This window comes from Streptomyces sp. NRRL F-5650, from assembly GCF_000721365.1.
Lineage (GTDB): Bacteria > Actinomycetota > Actinomycetes > Streptomycetales > Streptomycetaceae > Streptomyces > Streptomyces ardesiacus.
Genome location: NZ_JOGV01000016.1, coordinates 178,590 through 194,758 on the forward strand (window position 1 = coordinate 178,590; position 16,169 = coordinate 194,758).

A 16,169-nucleotide genomic window follows, 5' to 3' on the forward strand; every position below is an offset into this window, starting at 1 on the left:
GTCGCGGGTGGGTACTGCGGGTACGGCAGACCGGCGGGGCCCGGCACCGTGGTTCCGGGCCCCGTGGCGTGCGGCCGCTACTTCTCGGTGACCCCCGCCGAGTCGAACGTCGCCACCTCGTGCATGGCCCGCGCCGTGCTCTGCACCATCGGGAGCGCCAGCAGCGCGCCGGTGCCCTCGCCCAGGCGGAGGTCCAGGTCGACCAGCGGACGCAGGCCCAGTTTGTTGAGCGCGGCGACGTGACCGGGCTCGGCGCTGCGGTGGCCGGCGATGCAGGCCGCGAGGACCTCGGGGGCGATCGCGCGGGCCACCAGGGCGGCGGCGCCGGCGCTCACGCCGTCCAGGATCACCGGGGTGCGCAGGGAGGCACCGCCGAGCAGCAGGCCGACCATGGCCGCGTGTTCGAAGCCGCCCACCGCCGCGAGCACGCCGATCGGGTCGGCGGGGTCCGGCTGGTGGAGTTCGAGGGCGCGGCGGACCACCTCGGTCTTGCGGGCCAGCGTCTCGTCGTTGATGCCGGTGCCGCGGCCGGTGACCTCGGCCGGGTCGGCGCCGGTGAACACGGAGATGAGCGCGGCCGACGCGGTGGTGTTCGCGATGCCCATCTCACCGGTCAGCAGCGCCTTGTTGCCGGCCGCCACCAGGTCGCGGGCGGTCTCGATGCCGACCTCGATGGCCTGCTTGGCCTCCTCGCGGGTCATCGCGGCACCGGTGGTCATGTCGGAGGTGCCCGCGCGGACCTTGCGCGGGAGCAGGCCCGGCGTGGCGGGCAGGTCGGTGGCGACGCCGACATCCACGACGCACACTTCGGCACCGACCTGGGTGGCGAAGGCGTTGCACACGGCTCCCCCGCCCAGGAAGTTGGCCACCATCTGGGCGGTGACCTCCTGCGGCCAGGGGGTGACGCCCTGGGCGTGCACGCCGTGGTCACCGGCGAAGACCGCGACGGCCGCGGGCTCCGGGACGGGCGGCGGGCACTGCCGGGACAGTCCGGAGAGCTGGGCGGAGATGATCTCCAGCATGCCGAGCGCGCCGGCCGGCTTGGTCATCCGCTTCTGCCGCTCCCATGCCTCGCCGAGCGCCTTGGCGTCCAGCGGGCGGATCTGCGCGACGGTCTCGGCGAGCAGGTCGTGCGGCGCCTCGCCGGGCAGCGCGCGACGGCCGTACGTCTCCTCGTGGACCACCCAGGACAGCGGGCGGCGCTTGGACCAGCCGGCCTGCATCAGCTCGGGCTCGTCCGGGAACTCGTCGACGTATCCGACGCACAGGTACGCGACGACGTCCAGGTGCTCGGGCAGGCCGAGGGCGCGGACCATCTCGCGCTCGTCGAAGAAGCTGACCCAGCCGACGCCGAGGCCCTCGGCGCGGGCGGCGAGCCAGAGGTTCTCCACGGCGAGGGCGGAGGAGTACGGCGCCATCTGCGGCTGCGTGTGGCGGCCGAGGGTGTGCCGGCCGCCGCGGGTCGGGTCGGCGGTGACGACGATGTTGACCGGGGTGTCGAGGATTGCCTCGATCTTCAGTTCCTTGAACTGCTTGGCCCGGCCCTTGGGCAGCGACTTCGCGTACGCGTCGCGCTGGCGCATCGCCAGTTCGTGCATGGCGCGGCGGGTGTCGGCGCTGCGGATGACGACGAAGTCCCAGGGCTGCGAGTGGCCGACGGAGGGCGCGGTGTGCGCGGCCTCCAGGACGCGGAGCAGCACCTCGTGCGGGATGGGGTCGCTGCGGAAGCCGTTGCGGATGTCGCGGCGTTCGCGCATGACCTTCAGTACGGCCTCGCGTTCGGCGTCGTCGTAGGCGGGGGCCGCGGGGCCGGCGGACCGTCGTGCCTCGGCGGCTGCGGCCGTGTGCGCGTCGTGCGCGGGTTCCTGCGGCGCGGTGGCTTCCTGCGCGGCGGACGCGTCCGGGACGGCCGCGGGCGCCGGGTGCGTGGCCTCGGGCGGCGCTTCCGTCGCGTGGTCCTCCTGACCCGCACCGCGGGTGTCCAGGTCGTCGGCGCTCTGGAGGAGTGCGGGGCCGGACTCGCGCGGTGCGGGTACGGCGGCCTGCTCCGGAGCCGGGGCCTCCGGCGGGACCAGTACGGACTCGGGCGGCGTGGGCGCGAGGTGCGGGGTGGTGGGCACCTGGGCGCCGTCGACGGGCACGAACCGGCCGACGGGCTCCCCGGGCTGCGCCGACGGGGCGGCGGGAGCCTGGGCGGGAGCGGGCTGCGGCTCCGGCACGGGGGCGCCGGTGGCGGCCGGGGCCGTCCCGGCGGTCTCGTGCGTGCCCTCGGCCACGGTCACCTCCTGCTCGTGCGCGGGTTCCTGCTCGTGCGCGGGCTCCTGCTCCTGCCGTACGCCGGTGTCCGCGAGGGACTGGGGGCCCTGGGCGGGCTGCGTCTGGACCGGGGGCGCGGGCTGCTGCGGGGACTCCGGGGCCTCCGGGGCCTCCGGGGCCTCCGGGGCCTCCGGGGCGGGCTCGGGGGCCGCCGCTTCGGGCGCCGCCGCGGGCTCGGGCGCGTCCGTACCCCGGGCATCGGCGCCCTCGGGCTCTGCTTCGGCGGTCCCGGGCTCGGGTGCCTCGGGTCCGGGTGCCTCGGGCCGTGCGGCTTCCTGCGCCGCGGGGGCCTCGGGGGCGTCGGCCGCCTCGGATTCCGCGTCGTCCTCCGAGGCGTCGGCCGGTGCCGCCTCCGGTGCGGACTGCTGCCCGGGGATCTCCTGGGCCTCCGGAGCGGGTGCGACGGCGATCGCTTCGGGGGCGGGTACGCCGCCGTCCTGGGCCGGAGCCGGTACGGCGTCCTGTGCGGGAGCGGCGGCCTGCTGCGCGTCGGCGTCCGGGACCGGCGGCACGACGGCTTCTTCCGGCACCCCCTGCACGGCCGCACCGCCCTGCTCCGGCTGCCCGGGCCGTTCCGCCTGCTCGGGCCGTTCCGCCTGCTCGGGCCGTTCCGCCTGCTCGGGCCGTTCCGCCTGCTCGGCCTGGACGACCGGCTGGGGCTGTCCGCCCTGCACGGCCGGCCGCGGCTCGTCCACCTGCTCGACCGGCGCCGCCTGTTCGGTCTGCTCCGCCTGTTCGGTCTGCTCGGCCTGTTCGGTCCGGGCCGCCTGCGGTGCGGGCTGCTCGGGCGATTCGCCCGGCTCACCGGCGGCCGCAGTCGTGGCCGGTGCACCCGTCGCCGCCACGGCCTCCGTCGCCACTCGGGCGACGAGCGCCTCGGCGGCGCCCCCCGGCTCGGCTGCCTGGGCGGCTGCCTGGTCGGCTGTCTGCTCCGGTACCGGAACAACCGTTTCCGCATGTCCCGCCCCGGCGGGCACCGGCGCCTGCGGGGCGGGCGCCGGCTGTGCGCCCCAGGGTGCCGCCGCCTGCGGGGCCGCCACGGCGGCCTGCGGGACGTCGAGGTACTCGGGCCCCACGGTCGGCGGGCCGGACTGCCGTACCGGCACGTCGGCGGGGCCGCGGTCGGCGAGGGAGCGGACCGGGCTCGCCGAGGTGTCCGGGATCGGCGGGCCGAGGTGGAGGGGCCGGCGCGGCGGGACCGGGGCCGACGCGGTGTCCTGCGCCGGGTCCGGCAGGCGGACGCCCCCGAGGTCGACCGAGCCGCTGTCACGGCCGGACATCTCGTGCGGGCCGGGCTGGTGGACGGTCTCGACGACCGGCTCCGGCGCCGGCGGCGCGACCTCGTTGCCCCAGGCACTCTGGGCTCCCGGCAGCAACAACAGGTCCTCGTCCTCGGCGGTGGCCTCGGAGAGGTAGGTGTACGCGCCGGGTGCGGGGACGCCCGGCTGCTCCACCATGCCTGCGTTCTCCGGCAGCCCCTCGCCCGGGATCTGGCCGGTGTCGGTCATGCGTAACCCCTCGCCCATCGGTTAGTGCTTCTACGACCAGCTCACCCGGGACGGCGCACCGACCGCCCCACAGTGAAGAACGAGCGTGCGTGCCCAGCGGCACGAACGACCCGCAGGAAAAGACGACAAAGCCATTGAGTGGCATTGTCGCGGCCGTTCCCCCGCCACGACAGCCTGATCCGCGACGGCCCGCTGTGGACTGCGCCACGTTGCGCGTCCTCCGGTTCTGCCGTACCACACCCGCCCCCGCGGGAACGGCTCTTTACGGACATCGCCCGACGAACTGCCGGGTGTCCGCACGCGGTACAACAATCCGCCAGCCTACCCCGCGCAGTATGAACAACCGATCACGGGGCGCGGTCGTCGCCGGTCCTCAGCGGGGTGCTTCGCGCCGCACGATCTCTCCGCTGAGCAGGAAGGCGACGCTCCGCTCCGTCTCCGTCCAGGCGCGGGTGTCGAGTCCGACGGACTGGAGCAGGGCGCACTCGACGCGGTATCCGTGCTCCGTCAGGTCCCTGCCCACGAGTTCGGCCGCGTCGCGGGTGGCGGCGTGCGCGACGATGCGCTGGGGGCGGCGGTCGGCGACCGCGGAGACCACGGCCACGCCCCCGCCGCCGACGCGGACGACGTCCGGTTCGGGGAGGTTCTCCAGGACGTGGGGCGCGGTGCCGTTGACGGTCTGGAGCTGGACGCCGAAGCGCCGCGCGGCGGCCTCGGTGCGGGCGCAGGCGCCCTGGTCCCGGTCGACGGCGATGACGGCGGCGCCGGCCCGGGCGGCCTCGGTGGCGAAGGCGCCGCTGCCGCAGCCGATGTCCCACACGAGGTCGCCGAGGCGGGGCCCGAGCCGGGCGAGTTGGGCCGTGCGGAGCAGGTCGGTCTCGCCCTCGCCGAGGTCACCGTCGTACGCCGTGGCGGGCAGGGACCAGCCGCGCGGGCCGGCTGCGGGGTCGCGGCCGGCGATCCAGCCGGCGCCGTCGCCCGCGGTGGCCGGGCCGGTGCTGCCGCCGGCCACGATGACGACGTTCGGGTCGCGCCAGGTGTGGTCGGCGGCCTTGTCGGAGGTGACGACGGTGACGCGTTCCCGGGTGGTGCCGAGTTCCTCGCAGATGACGAAGGTGCGGTGGACGCCCTCCATCAGCAGCCCGAGTTCGGCCGGCCCGGCACCCGGCGAGGTGAGGACGGCGACCTTGGGGTGGGCGCGGCACACGTTCACCGCGCGGCGCAGCGTCCGGGGGTGGGCGACGACGACCTGGGCGTCGTCCCAGGGCATTCCGGCGCGGGCGAAGGCGGCGGCCACGGAGGAGACGGCGGGGACGACCTCGACCTCCAGGCCGAACTCGGGGGCCCGCAGGGTGCGTACGACGCCGAAGAAGCCGGGGTCGCCGTCGGCCAGGACGACCGTCGTACCGCGGTGGGCGGCGAGGCGGCGGGCGGCGAGGGCGACGCTGCCGAGACGGATGCGTTCGGCGGCGGGCGGCACCTCGGGAAGTGCCAGGTGGTGTGCGGCGCCGGCCACCAGCGTGGCGGCACCCAGTGCGGAGCGTGCCGCGGCGGTCAGCGGCGAACCGTCCCAGCCGATCACCGTGACCCGGTCGGCCATCGTCGTCAGTCTCCAGGGTTTTCGCAGGTGGTGGTCGCGCGGCCCTCGCGGGCGCGCTCCGGGAGGTTACCCGGTGCGGCCTGGGCTCGGGTGGTGGCGCGGGTGGCCCCCGTGTATCAGTTCCAGTCCGTGAAGGTGGTGAAACCGTCGGCGCCGGTCAGCTCTCCGGTGGCGCCTTCGAGGTCCTCCGGCAGCAGGCTCCACACGATGAAGTCGGTGCGTACGTCCGTCCAGACGCCGTCGTCGGTGCGTGCGCGCGCCATGCAGGCGCCGCGCAGCACGCCCTCGCTGATGCAGCCGATCTTCTGGGCGACCTGCTGGGAGGCGGTGTTGTCGGCCGCGGTGCGCAGCTCGACGCGTTCGAACTTCTGGTCGCCGAAGAGCCACTGGGCGGTGGCGAGCGCCGCCTCGGAGGCGTACCCCTCGCCCCGGGCCCAGGAGGCGACTATGTACGACAGCTCGGTGGAGCGCACGTGCCAGTTGGTCTTGGTCAGCTGGATGACGCCGACCAGCCGCTGGGTGAGGAACTCGGTGACCGCGAGGTCGAGTCCCCGGCCCGCGGTGCGCTCGGTGGGTGCGTACTCGCCGATCCAGGTGGCGGCGTTGGCCTCGGTGAAGGGCTGCGGGACGTCGGTCCAGGCGGCGACCTGCTCGTCGTTCATCATGGCGGCCAGCGCGGGGACGTCGTCCTCGTCGAGGGGGCGCAGCACCAACCGCTCCGTGCTGATGGAGATGTTGGGGAAGGTGCTCGTCATGCGCCGCTCCGTAACCTGTGTAACCGTCAGGGCCTGCTCGAACTGCCCAGCATGCAGCATGAAAGCACTCAACCGCACCACCGGGTCCGCCCCGCAGGCACGGAGCGGACCCGGTGGGTGACGCGGTGTCCGGCCCGCGGGCGCGGGCCGGGGCCGGGGTCAGAACGAGGGCAGGACCGCGCCGTCGTACTTGTCCTCGATGAACTTCTTCACCTCGGGCGAGTTGAGGAGCTTCGCGAGCTTCTCGACCCGCGGGTCGTCCTCGTGGCCCTCCTTCACGGCGAGGAGGTTGCTGTTCGGGTTGCCCTTGGCGCTCTCCAGGACGAGGGCGTCCTGGGCGGGCTTCAGGTCGGCCTCGATGGCGTAGTTGCCGTTGACCACCGCCGCGTCCACGTCGTCCAGGGAGCGCGGGGTCTGGGCCGCCTCCAGCTCCTTGAACTTCAGGTTCTTCGGGTTCTTGGTGATGTCCGCCGGGGTTGCCGCGGTGCCGACGCCGTCCTTGAGGCCGATGATCCCGTTGGCGGCGAGCAACTGCAGCGCGCGGCCCTCGTTGACCGTGTCGTTGGGAACGGCGACGGTCGCGCCGCTCTTCAGGTCGTCGGCCTTCTTCACCTTGTGGGAGTAGAGGCCGAGGGGCTCCAGGTGCACGTCGACGACGGACACGATGTGCGTGCCGTTCTTCTTGTTGAAGTCGTCGAGGTAGGGCTGGGTCTGGAAGTAGTTGGCCCCCACGGAGCCGTCTTCCGTCGCCGTGTTCGGCGTGACGTAGTCGGTGAACTCCTTGACCTCGAGGTCGAGGCCCGCCTTCTTCGCCAGGTTGTCCTTGACGTAGTTGAGGATCTCGGCGTGCGGGGTGGGGCTCGCGGCGACGACCAGCGGGCCGGAGGTGTCGGAGGCGGAGTCCTTGTCCGAGCCGCAGGCGCTCAGCCCCAGGGTGAGGGCTCCGGCGGCGAGGACAGCGGTGGTGATCTTGGCGGTGTTACGCACGAAAAGTGCCTTTCCTGAGGTGGTGCCGCCCCGTCCGGGTGACGGACGGGGAGTCTTGGTGGGGGTTCGGGCTACGCGGCCTTGCTCACGTCGGCCGGGGCGGGCTCCTTGGCCCGGAGCAGCCGGAGCCGGGGCGCCGCTCCGCCGCGTCCGCCGCGGCGGTGCAGGGTGCGGGCGGCGTAGTCGCCGGCGAGCTGGATGAGCGAGATGGCGACGGCGAGGAGCGCGACGGTGATCCACATGAAGCCGGGTTCGAAGCGCTGGTAGCCGTAGCGGACGGCGAGGTCGCCGAGGCCGCCGCCGCCGACGGTGCCGGCCATGGCGGAGTAGCCGATGAGGGCGATGACCGTGGTGGTGGTGGAGGCGATCAGCGAGGGCAGCGACTCGGGGACCAGGACCTTGCGGACGACGGTCCAGGTGTTGCCGCCCATGGACTGGACGGCCTCGACGAGCCCTCCGTCGACCTCGCGCACGGCGGTCTCGACGAGCCGGGCGAAGAAGGGGATGCCGCCGATGGCGAGCGGCACGATCGCGGCCTCGCTGCCGATGGTGGTGCCGGTGACCCAGCGGGTGAAGCTCATCAGCGCGACCATGAGGATGATGAACGGCATCGAGCGGCCGATGTTGACGACCTGCCCGATGACCTTGTTGACCACGACGTTCTGCAACAGGCCGCCGCGGTCGGTGAGGACGAGGAGCACGCCGAGCGGGAGCCCGAGGACCACGGCGATCACGGTGGACCAGCCGACCATGATCAGGGTCTCCCAGGAGGCCTGCTCCAGCAGCGGCTGCATCTGCGACCAGGTCACTTGGCACCTTCCTTCACCAGCGGAGCCGGCGTGGCCGGTTCGTCGGGCTTGTCGTTCACCACGTCGATCTGCAGGCCGTGTTCGCGCAGGAAGCCGACGGGCACGACGTTGTCCTCGTAGCGGCCGGGCAGTTCGATGCGCATCCGGCCGACCTGGAGGCCCCCGACGGTGTCGATGGCGGCGCCGAGGATCGAGATGTCGATGTTGTAGGTGCGCGAGAGCTGGGAGATGACGGGCTGGGTGGCGGCCTCGCCGTGGAAGGTGACGTCGAGGACGGTGCGGTCGTCCCCGGTGGCCTCGCCGCCGACCGGGAAGAGCGCGGCGGCCAGTTCGGAGCCCGGGGTGGCGAGGAGTTCGCCGACCGTGCCGGACTCGACGATGCGGCCCCGGTCCATGAGGGCGGCCGAGTCGCAGATGCTCTTGACGACGTCCATCTCGTGGGTGATGAGCAGGACGGTGAGCCCGAGCTGCCGGTTGAGGTCGCGCAGCAACTGCAGGATGGAGCGGGTGGTCTCCGGGTCGAGGGCGCTGGTGGCCTCGTCGGAGAGCAGGACCTTGGGGTCGCCGGCCAGGGCGCGGGCGATGCCGACGCGCTGCTTCTGGCCGCCGGAGAGCTGGGCGGGGTAGGCCCGGGCCTTGTCGGCGAGGCCGACGAGGTCGAGCAGCTCAAGCGCCTTGCGGGAACGTTCCTTCCCCGACGTGCCGAGGATCTCCAGCGGCAGTTCGACGTTGTCCTGCACGGTCCGCGAGGAGAGCAGGTTGAAGTGCTGGAAGACCATGCCGATACGGCTGCGCGCCTGCCGCAGTTCCCGGCCGGCGCGGGGGCCGCGCCCGGCCAGCGCGGTGAGGTCCTGGCCGGCGACGGTGACCGTGCCGGCGGTGGGGCGCTCCAGGAGGTTGACGCAGCGGATGAGCGAGGACTTGCCGGCGCCGGACTGGCCGATGACGCCGTACACCTCGCCCTCGCGGACGTGCAGGTCGACGCCGTCCAGGGCGGTGACCTCACGGCCGCGTGAACGATAGACCTTGGTCAGGCCCGATGTGGTGATCACGTGGGTTTCCGTCACTGTCGAGTGCGCGGCGCGGTGGTGTGCGCCGGGCACGGGGCGTTGTTCTTCGGGTGCTCGGGGTCCTTCGGAACGCGGCACGGTTCTCGCGGTGGCGGTGCGCCCTGGCGGTGGGACCGGGGAGAAACGTGTGCGCGGGGCGTGGCCCGGCCGCGTCCCGCGCCGGGCGCGGGCGGACAGGGCCGGGCGCTCGCTTCGGGGCGCGAGGCTCAGGTGGTGCGGGGGCCCTCTAGAAGGCGCACATTCGGCGGCACATACAACGAGCACCGGGCGTCGTGGTCGCCTCGGTCGCAGGGGTGCGGTCGCTCGTGGTGCTCATGCGGATCAGTAAAGCAGACCGGCTCCCGCGAGCGGGCATCGCCGTCCGCATGGTGGACAGTGCTGGACGGTGGACGGACGCGGGGGCGCGGCGCGGTCCCGCACGGGGATCCCGGTCCCGTCCTCGGTGACCAGTGCGGACGGGGGCGGGAGCCCGCCGGCGTCCGGGGCGGTGCCGGGTCCACCGGCCCGGCGGCTGTGGCCAACGCCACGGTCCGCGCCTCGGCCCCGCGGTCCCCCGGGGCCGGGGCGGCGGGCCCACGGGGTCGGGGGCGGCGGGCCCGTTCGGCCGTAATAGGCTCGCTGCCATGCTTGACGTCCTGACGCTGGTGACCGGCGTCGCCGCGCTGCTGCTCGCCGCCTGGTGCGGCTGGGCCGCCTACCGTGACCAGCCGACGAAGGACTGGCACTTCATCGGCATGGCCGTGGTCTCGGTCCTGGCACTGGTCCAGCTCGTGGTCGGTGTCGTGCAGCTCGCACGGGGCGAGGAACCGGCGCAGGGCACGACGATCTTCGTGGCGTATCTGCTGGGCGCCTTCGCCTGTGTGCCGGCGGCGGGGTTCATGTCGCTGGCCGAGCGCACCCGCTGGGGCTCGGTGACGGTCGCGGCCGGCGGTGTCGTCCTCGCCGTCCTGGAGGTCCGGCTCTATGACATCTGGGGAGGCTGACTCGATGGCCACGCAGGAGAACACGACGGCCGCGCGGGAGAAGCAGACCCGGCAGCGCCTGATCAGCGGGCCGGGCATCCTGCTGGTGTGGCTGTACGGCGTGATGGTGGTCGGCGCGGTGTCGCGGTCCGTGTACCAGATCGCGACCGAGCTGGACCGGGCGCCGCTCGCCTACTCGCTGTCGGCCGTCGCGGGCGTCGTCTACGGATTCATCACGTACACCCTGGTGCGCGGCGGCGAGAAGGCCCGCAGAGCGGCGCTGGTGTGCTGCGCCGCCGAGTTGGCGGGTGTCCTGACGGTCGGCACCTGGACACTGGTGGAGCCGTCCGCCTTCCCCGACGCGACCGTGTGGTCGGACTACGGGATGGGGTACCTCTTCATTCCGGTCCTGCTGCCGCTGTCCGCCCTGTACTGGCTGCGCCGGGCCCGCACCGCGTAGCGCCGCCGGGCCCGGCGGCGGCTCAGGCCGTGGTCGCGTACGTCTCCGCCGGCTTCTCCAGGACGATCATGGGTACGCCGTCGGCGCCCTCGGCGGTCCCCACCGTCTCGTAGCCGACCCGGCGGTACAGCCGCAGGTTGCTCTCGCTGCGGTGCCCGGTGTGCAGCCGGAAGCGCTTGGCGCCGCGCTCCCCGCCGAGGGCGGACTCGGCGGCCCGCAGCAGCCGGGCCCCGATGCCGTGGCCCTGGAGGCGGGGGTGGACGCAGAGCTTGCCGATGGACGCCGCCCCGTCCTCGGTCACCCGTCCCCGGACCGAGCCGACGACCTCGTCGCCGAGCCGCGCCACGAAGACACAGTCGGCGGCGACCTCCTCGCGCACGGAGTCCAGGGTCTGGACGAGCGGGTCGATGCGGTAGTTGGCGTACAGCGCCGCCTCGCTCTGGAAGCAGAGGTACTGCAGCCGGAAGATCTGCTCGGCATCCTGTTCGGTCGCCGCCGAGATGGTCACGCTCATGCCCATGTGCGCATGCCTCCCGCTCACCTGATCACCTGTGGGTCCCCCACTCCTATCCCCGTCCTCAGCCGGCCGCAACCTCCGGCGTCAGCAATCGACGCAGACATCCCAGACATCGGGAGCGTTCCGGCCCAAGACTTCCCTGTGAGATACCCAACTCCCCCGCGATTTCCCGGTATGTGAGGTCTCTGGGCGACAACAGGGCCTCCAGCACCTGGGGGCAGCGACCCGGCAGCCGGCGCACGGCGTCCCGCAGGGCCCGGTGCCGGGCCGCGGCGAGCGCGAGGCGCTCGGGCTCGTGGGCATACTCGGCGGCTGAGGCGGGTTCGGTTCCGTAGGGCCGCTCGTCGCGGGTCCTGCGCCGGGCGCGGCGGGCCTCGGCGCGCACGGCGCAGCGCAGCCAGCGGTGCGGGTCGGCGGGCGGCCCCTCGGTCTCCAGGCGTTCCAACAGGCGCAGCCAGACCGCCTGTTCCAGGTCGCCGGGCTCGGCTCCGGAGGCGTGGGCCTCGGCCGTGGCCTCGGCGGTGAGGAGGGGGCGCAGGGAGGCGACCAGGTCGTGCGTCATACGCACGTCGACGCGGCCGCCCGGGCGCCGGGTTGCCCGGGCGGCCGTGGCTCACCCCAACCGGTGGCGGTGGCTCAGCCGTTGACGAAGTCCTCGCGGGCCAGTACGCCCGTGTCCGGGTTGTCCGTGAAGATTCCGTCGATGCCGGTGGCGAAGTAGGCCCGGAACGCGCCGAAGGCGTCGCCGTACGCGTCGGCATCGCCGCCCTTGCGGAACTCCGCGGGCAGGAAGGGGTTCTCGTTGCGCATGGTGTACGGGTGCAGGACGAGACCCGCGCGGTGCGCGTCGCGGACGAGCGTCGTCGGCTCGGTGAGGCGGCCGGCGGAGTCCTTCGGCACGATCAGGTCGAGGGTGGGGCCGATGCCCTGCGCGTAGGAGGCGATCTCCTTCAGGCCGCGCGGCGTGACGAGGTCGGCGGTCGTGCGCGGGTCGCCGGTCTCGACGAAGTCCCAGGGGCGGCTGCCGGCGCCGGAGAGCAGGACGGCCAGGGGGTTGCGGACCAGCTTGCTCATCCGCTGGATGCTGGTGGGCTCGAAGGACTGGACGATGACGGGCGAGTTCTTCCGGTCCTTGCCGTGCGCGCGCAGCAGCTTCGCCAGGCGCTCCTCCGTGCCCAGGCCCAGCTTGCGGAAGTAGGTGGGGTGCTTGAGCTCGGGGTAGATCCAGACCTGCCGGCCGCGCTTGCGGGTCTGTTCGTCCTGCCAGCGCAGCACCTCCTCGAAGGTGGGGATCTCCCAGCGGCCGTCGTAGAGGGTGTTGTGCGGCCGGTTGGCCGGGATGCGCTCGGTGGCGCGGAGCGTCTTGAGTTCGGCGAGCGTGAAGTCCTCGGTGAACCACCCGGTGGTGGAGACGCCGTCGAGCAGCTTGGTGCGCTTGCGGTCGGCGAACTCGGGGTGGCCGGCGACGTCGGTGGTGCCGCCGATCTCCGGTTCGTGCCGGCAGACCAGGTGGCCGTCCCGGGTCGGGACGAGGTCGCCCGCCTCCACGATGTCGGCGCCGAGGTCGAGGGCCAGCTCGTAGGAGCCGAAGGTGTGCTCGGGGCGGTAGCCGCTGGCGCCGCGGTGGCCGATGACGGTGGGGACGGGCAGGCTCTTCAGCCCGCCGCCGCGTCCGCCGCCGTGCCGGGCGTCGGCTGCTCTCGCCGCTCCGGGCAGCCCGAGCACGGCGCCGCCCGCGCCGAGCACCGCCGCGCCGAGGAGCGCCCGGCGTCCCGTGCCGCCGCCGGCCGTCCGCTGCTCGTCCGACTCCTGCGTTCCCATGGGTCCTCCTGCCGTCGACCGTCCCGTGCGGGCCGATCGTAGGGGCGCGTACATGACGAGCGGGAGACCGCCGCCGGAACACCCGGGTGCGCGGGGATTGCGCGACGGCGCCGTGCCCCGGGCGGGCGGCATGCCGTACGGCGTGCGGGGCAGGCGAGGAGGAGGAACGGAATCGGGCGGCGGCCTCCGGGCGGCGCGCCTCACGCGTTGCGCGGGTGCGGCGCGCCTCACGCGTTGCGTGCGCCGGGCGTGCTTGGATCCGGCCCGGGTCCGCGCCGTCGGCGCTGCTCCGGCGCCCGCGGGCGCGACCTGCCTCACACCCGGGTGGGGGCGCGCCGGCCGCGCGACGCCACGGCTTCGCAGGTGAACGCGCGTCAATACCGCGCAGGGGCCGGGGCAACCCGGGGTGCGCGACCCCCCGGACCGCGAGTAATGTCCTCACCTGCACAGACTCATACCGCATCCCCGACACCGGAGGGCCCGTTGTCCCGCTTCGTGTTCATCAAGGCAGTGCTCGGTCCGATCATGCGCCTGATGTTCCGCACACGGGTGGAGGGTGTGGAGAACATCCCCGGCGACGGTCCGGTGATCCTGGCCGGCAACCACCTCACCTTCATCGACTCGGTGATCATGCCGCTGACCTGTGACCGGCAGGTCTTCTTCATCGGCAAGGACGAGTACGTCACCGGCAAGGGCCTCAAGGGCCGGCTGATGGCCTGGTTCTTCACCGGGGTCGGCATGGTCCCGGTCGACCGGGACGGCGGCCGGGGCGGGGTGGCGGCGCTGATGACCGGCCGCCGCATCCTCGAGGAGGGCCACGTCTTCGGCATCTACCCGGAGGGCACCCGCTCCCCCGACGGCCGCCTGTACCGCGGTCGCACCGGTATCGCCCGGCTCACTCTGATGACGGGCGCCCCGGTCGTCCCGTTCGCCGTCATCGGCACCGACAAGCTCCAGCCGGGCGGCGCGGGCCTGCCGCGGCCGGGCCGGGTCACGGTCCGCTTCGGCGAGGCGATGGAGTTCTCCCGCTACGAGGGCATGGACCGCGACCGCTACGTCCTGCGGGCGGTGACCGACTCGGTGATGACCGAGGTCATGCGGCTGTCCGGCCAGGAGTACGTGGACATGTACGCCAGCAAGGCGAAGGCGGCGTAGCCCCGCGCCGGGTACGAGGACGGCGGGCCGCTCAGCGAGTGGCCCGCCGTCCCGCGTTCGCGCGCGCCCTGGGGCTACGGGTGTTCCACCCCGTCCTCCAGGCGCTGGCCCCGCAGCAGGAACCAGGCCGCAACGGCGGCGGCCAGCAGGACCACGGCCCCGACGCCCGCCGCGAGGGCCAGTCCGTCGACGAATGCCTGCCGGGCGGAGTCCAGGAGCGCCCCGGCGGTGGGGGCGGGCAGGTGCGCGGCGGCCTCCACAGCGCCGCCCAGTGACTCGTGGGCCGCGTCCGGGGTACCGGCGGGCCCGGTGAAGTCCCGGTAGACGCCGGTCACGATGGACCCGAGCACCGCGATGCCGAGGGCGGCGCCGAGTTCGTACGCCGTCTCCGAGACCGCGGACGCGGCGCCCGCCTGCTCCCCGGGGACGCTGGAGAGGATGACGTCGGCGGTGACGGTGAACGCGAAGCCCGCGCCGAGGCCGACGACCAGCAGGGCCGTGCCGAGCAGCGGGTAGCCGGTGTGCTGGCCCACGACGGTCAGCGCGGCGAGGGCGAGGCCGACGGCGGCGAGCCCGCCGGAGACCACGGCACGGACCGAGAAGCGCCGCGCCGCACGGCCCGCGAGCAGGCCGGCCACCACCGCGCCGACGGCGGCGGGCAGTTCGGCAAGGCCCGCCTCGAAGGGCCGCCTGCCCTGGACCAGTTGCAGGTACTGGGAGAGGAAGAACACCAGCCCGGACAGGCCCAGGACGGTCAGCAGGTCGGCCAGGACCGCGCTGCTGAAGCCGCGGTTGCGGAACAGCCGCATGTCGAGCAGCGGGACCGGCATGGTCAACTGGCGGCGGACGAAGCCGTAGAGGGCGGCGGCACCCAGCAGGCCCACGGCGAGCGGGACCCACGCGAACCCGTGGGCGGCGGTCTCCTTGACGGCATACACGACACCGACCATGCCGACCAGGGAAAGGGCGACGCTGGGCAGGTCCCAGGGGCCCGGGTCGGGGTTGCGGGACTCGGGCAGCAGCTTGACGCCGACGACGACCAGGACGGCCATCACGGGCAGGTTGATCAGGAAGACGGAGCCCCACCAGAAGTGCTCCAGCAGGAACCCTCCGACGACCGGGCCGACCGCCGCACCGGCGGAGGCCGCCGCACCCCAGATGCCGACGGCCAGGCTGCGTTCGCGCGGGTCGTGGAAGAGGTTGCGGATCAGGGCCAGGGTGGCGGGCATCAGGGTGGCGCCCGCGACGCCGAGCAGGGCCCGGGCGAGGATCATCACCTCGGGGGTGTGCGCGTAGGCGTTGAGGACGGATATCGCGCCGAACGCCGTGGCGCCGACGAGCAGGAGCCGCTTGCGGCCGATGCGGTCGCCGAGGCTGCCCATGGAGACGAGCAGACCGGCGATGACGAAGGAGTAGACGTCGCCGATCCACAGCAACTGGGTGCCGGAGGGGGCGAGGTCCTCGCTGATGTAGGGGGTCGCGAGACCGAGGACGGTCGCGTCGACGGCCACCAGCAGCACGGCCAGCACCAGGACGGACAGCGCCAGCCAGCGGCCCGGCCGCCTCACCGCCTCGGTCGGGCGGGCCGGCTGCAGGGTGCGGTTCATGGTTCCTCTCTCCGGAGCGCGCCGCCGAGCAGCAGCTCGGCGATCATGCGGGTGAAGTCGTTGCGGGCCACGCGGCCCTCGGCCACGGCCCAGGCGCCGGAGGCCAGCAGGCCGTACAGCGCCTCGGTGAGCCAGGCGGGCGTGAGGTCGATGCGGAACTCGCCGCTCTCCTGGCCCCTGCGGAACAGCTCGGTGAGCCCGGCGTCGATGCGGGCCCAGCCCTCGTTCTGCTCCTCGCCCTCGAAGAGCTGGTTCTCGGTGTAGAGGAAGGCGAGCAGGGCGGCGGAGGGTTCCACCGCGCGGACCAGCCGGCGCACCGCTTCGGCCGCCGGGCCCTCGTCGGTGCGGGCTTCTTCGAGGGCTGCCTCGCACTCGGCGATGCCCAGCGACTCCAGAGCCCGCACGAGGGCGTCGCGCCCGGCGAAGTGCCGGTGCAGCGTGGCCCGGCTGATCCCGGCGGCCCGGGCGACCTCGTCCATGGTCGCGGTGGCTTTGCGGGTCAGCAGGGCCGCGGCGCTGCGCAGTACCTGTTCTCGATCGACGGCCATGAGACAACGGTAACCCACATGAGACATGATTGTCTCACCCAGGGCATGCGTGAC

General features: G+C 73.7%; 14 protein-coding genes. 3 read left to right on the forward strand and 11 right to left on the reverse strand.

What is annotated here, in order from left to right:
* Positions 1-77: 77 nt before the first annotated feature.
* From cobT to IG88_RS0117245, 6 genes are all read right to left on the reverse strand, one after another.
* Entirely contained in the window at positions 78-3,824 is a 3,747-nt protein-coding gene (gene cobT, locus IG88_RS0117220) for a nicotinate-nucleotide--dimethylbenzimidazole phosphoribosyltransferase (RefSeq protein ID WP_031041409.1), read from the reverse strand.
* A 373-nt stretch (positions 3,825-4,197) separates the two neighbouring features.
* Entirely contained in the window at positions 4,198-5,424 is a 1,227-nt protein-coding gene (gene cbiE / locus IG88_RS0117225; protein WP_031041411.1) for a precorrin-6y C5,15-methyltransferase (decarboxylating) subunit CbiE, read from the reverse strand.
* Positions 5,425-5,540: 116 nt separating this feature from the next.
* Entirely contained in the window at positions 5,541-6,179 is a 639-nt protein-coding gene (locus IG88_RS0117230; RefSeq protein WP_031041415.1) for a GNAT family N-acetyltransferase, read from the reverse strand.
* Between the two features lie 159 nt (positions 6,180-6,338).
* On the reverse strand, positions 6,339-7,166 hold the full coding sequence (locus tag IG88_RS0117235; RefSeq protein WP_031041417.1) for a MetQ/NlpA family ABC transporter substrate-binding protein: 828 nt from the start codon (positions 7,164-7,166) through the stop codon (positions 6,339-6,341).
* A 71-nt stretch (positions 7,167-7,237) separates the two neighbouring features.
* Positions 7,238-7,975 (reverse strand): methionine ABC transporter permease, encoded by a 738-nt coding sequence (locus IG88_RS0117240; protein ID WP_031041420.1) that lies wholly within the window; start codon positions 7,973-7,975, stop codon positions 7,238-7,240.
* On the reverse strand, positions 7,972-9,027 hold the full coding sequence (locus IG88_RS0117245; RefSeq protein WP_031041423.1) for a methionine ABC transporter ATP-binding protein: 1,056 nt from the start codon (positions 9,025-9,027) through the stop codon (positions 7,972-7,974). Before IG88_RS0117245 ends, IG88_RS0117240 begins: the two co-directional genes overlap by 4 nt.
* 641 nt (positions 9,028-9,668) lie before the next feature.
* Here IG88_RS0117245 and IG88_RS0117250 point away from each other — a divergent pair.
* Positions 9,669-10,028 carry a hypothetical protein gene (locus IG88_RS0117250; RefSeq protein WP_031041426.1) on the forward strand — a complete coding sequence of 120 codons (360 nt, stop codon included), beginning with the start codon at positions 9,669-9,671 and terminating at the stop codon, positions 10,026-10,028.
* Positions 10,029-10,032: 4 nt separating this feature from the next.
* On the forward strand, positions 10,033-10,467 hold the full coding sequence (locus tag IG88_RS0117255) for a hypothetical protein (RefSeq protein ID WP_031041429.1): 435 nt from the start codon (positions 10,033-10,035) through the stop codon (positions 10,465-10,467).
* A 22-nt stretch (positions 10,468-10,489) separates the two neighbouring features.
* Here the strand turns inward: IG88_RS0117255 and IG88_RS0117260 are convergent, their stop codons facing one another.
* The 3 genes from IG88_RS0117260 to IG88_RS0117270 form a co-directional block, all read right to left on the reverse strand.
* A complete protein-coding gene (locus IG88_RS0117260; protein WP_031041432.1) occupies positions 10,490-10,987 on the reverse strand; it encodes a GNAT family N-acetyltransferase in 498 nt (165 codons plus the stop codon).
* Between the two features lie 58 nt (positions 10,988-11,045).
* On the reverse strand, positions 11,046-11,546 hold the full coding sequence (locus IG88_RS0117265) for a sigma-70 family RNA polymerase sigma factor (protein ID WP_031041434.1): 501 nt from the start codon (positions 11,544-11,546) through the stop codon (positions 11,046-11,048).
* Between the two features lie 74 nt (positions 11,547-11,620).
* On the reverse strand, positions 11,621-12,805 hold the full coding sequence (locus tag IG88_RS0117270; RefSeq protein ID WP_031041436.1) for a glycerophosphodiester phosphodiesterase: 1,185 nt from the start codon (positions 12,803-12,805) through the stop codon (positions 11,621-11,623).
* A 534-nt stretch (positions 12,806-13,339) separates the two neighbouring features.
* Here IG88_RS0117270 and IG88_RS0117275 point away from each other — a divergent pair.
* On the forward strand, positions 13,340-13,960 hold the full coding sequence (locus tag IG88_RS0117275; protein WP_231909120.1) for a lysophospholipid acyltransferase family protein: 621 nt from the start codon (positions 13,340-13,342) through the stop codon (positions 13,958-13,960).
* A 74-nt stretch (positions 13,961-14,034) separates the two neighbouring features.
* On the opposite strand, the gene IG88_RS0117280 is transcribed toward IG88_RS0117275, so the two are convergent.
* Together IG88_RS0117280 and IG88_RS0117285 are read right to left on the reverse strand one after the other, a co-directional pair.
* Positions 14,035-15,567 (reverse strand): MFS transporter, encoded by a 1,533-nt coding sequence (locus IG88_RS0117280; RefSeq protein ID WP_031041439.1) that lies wholly within the window; start codon positions 15,565-15,567, stop codon positions 14,035-14,037.
* Positions 15,564-16,115 (reverse strand): TetR/AcrR family transcriptional regulator, encoded by a 552-nt coding sequence (locus IG88_RS0117285; RefSeq protein ID WP_031041442.1) that lies wholly within the window; start codon positions 16,113-16,115, stop codon positions 15,564-15,566. The genes IG88_RS0117280 and IG88_RS0117285 overlap by 4 nt, the downstream gene beginning before the upstream one ends.
* Positions 16,116-16,169: the final 54 nt, after the last annotated feature.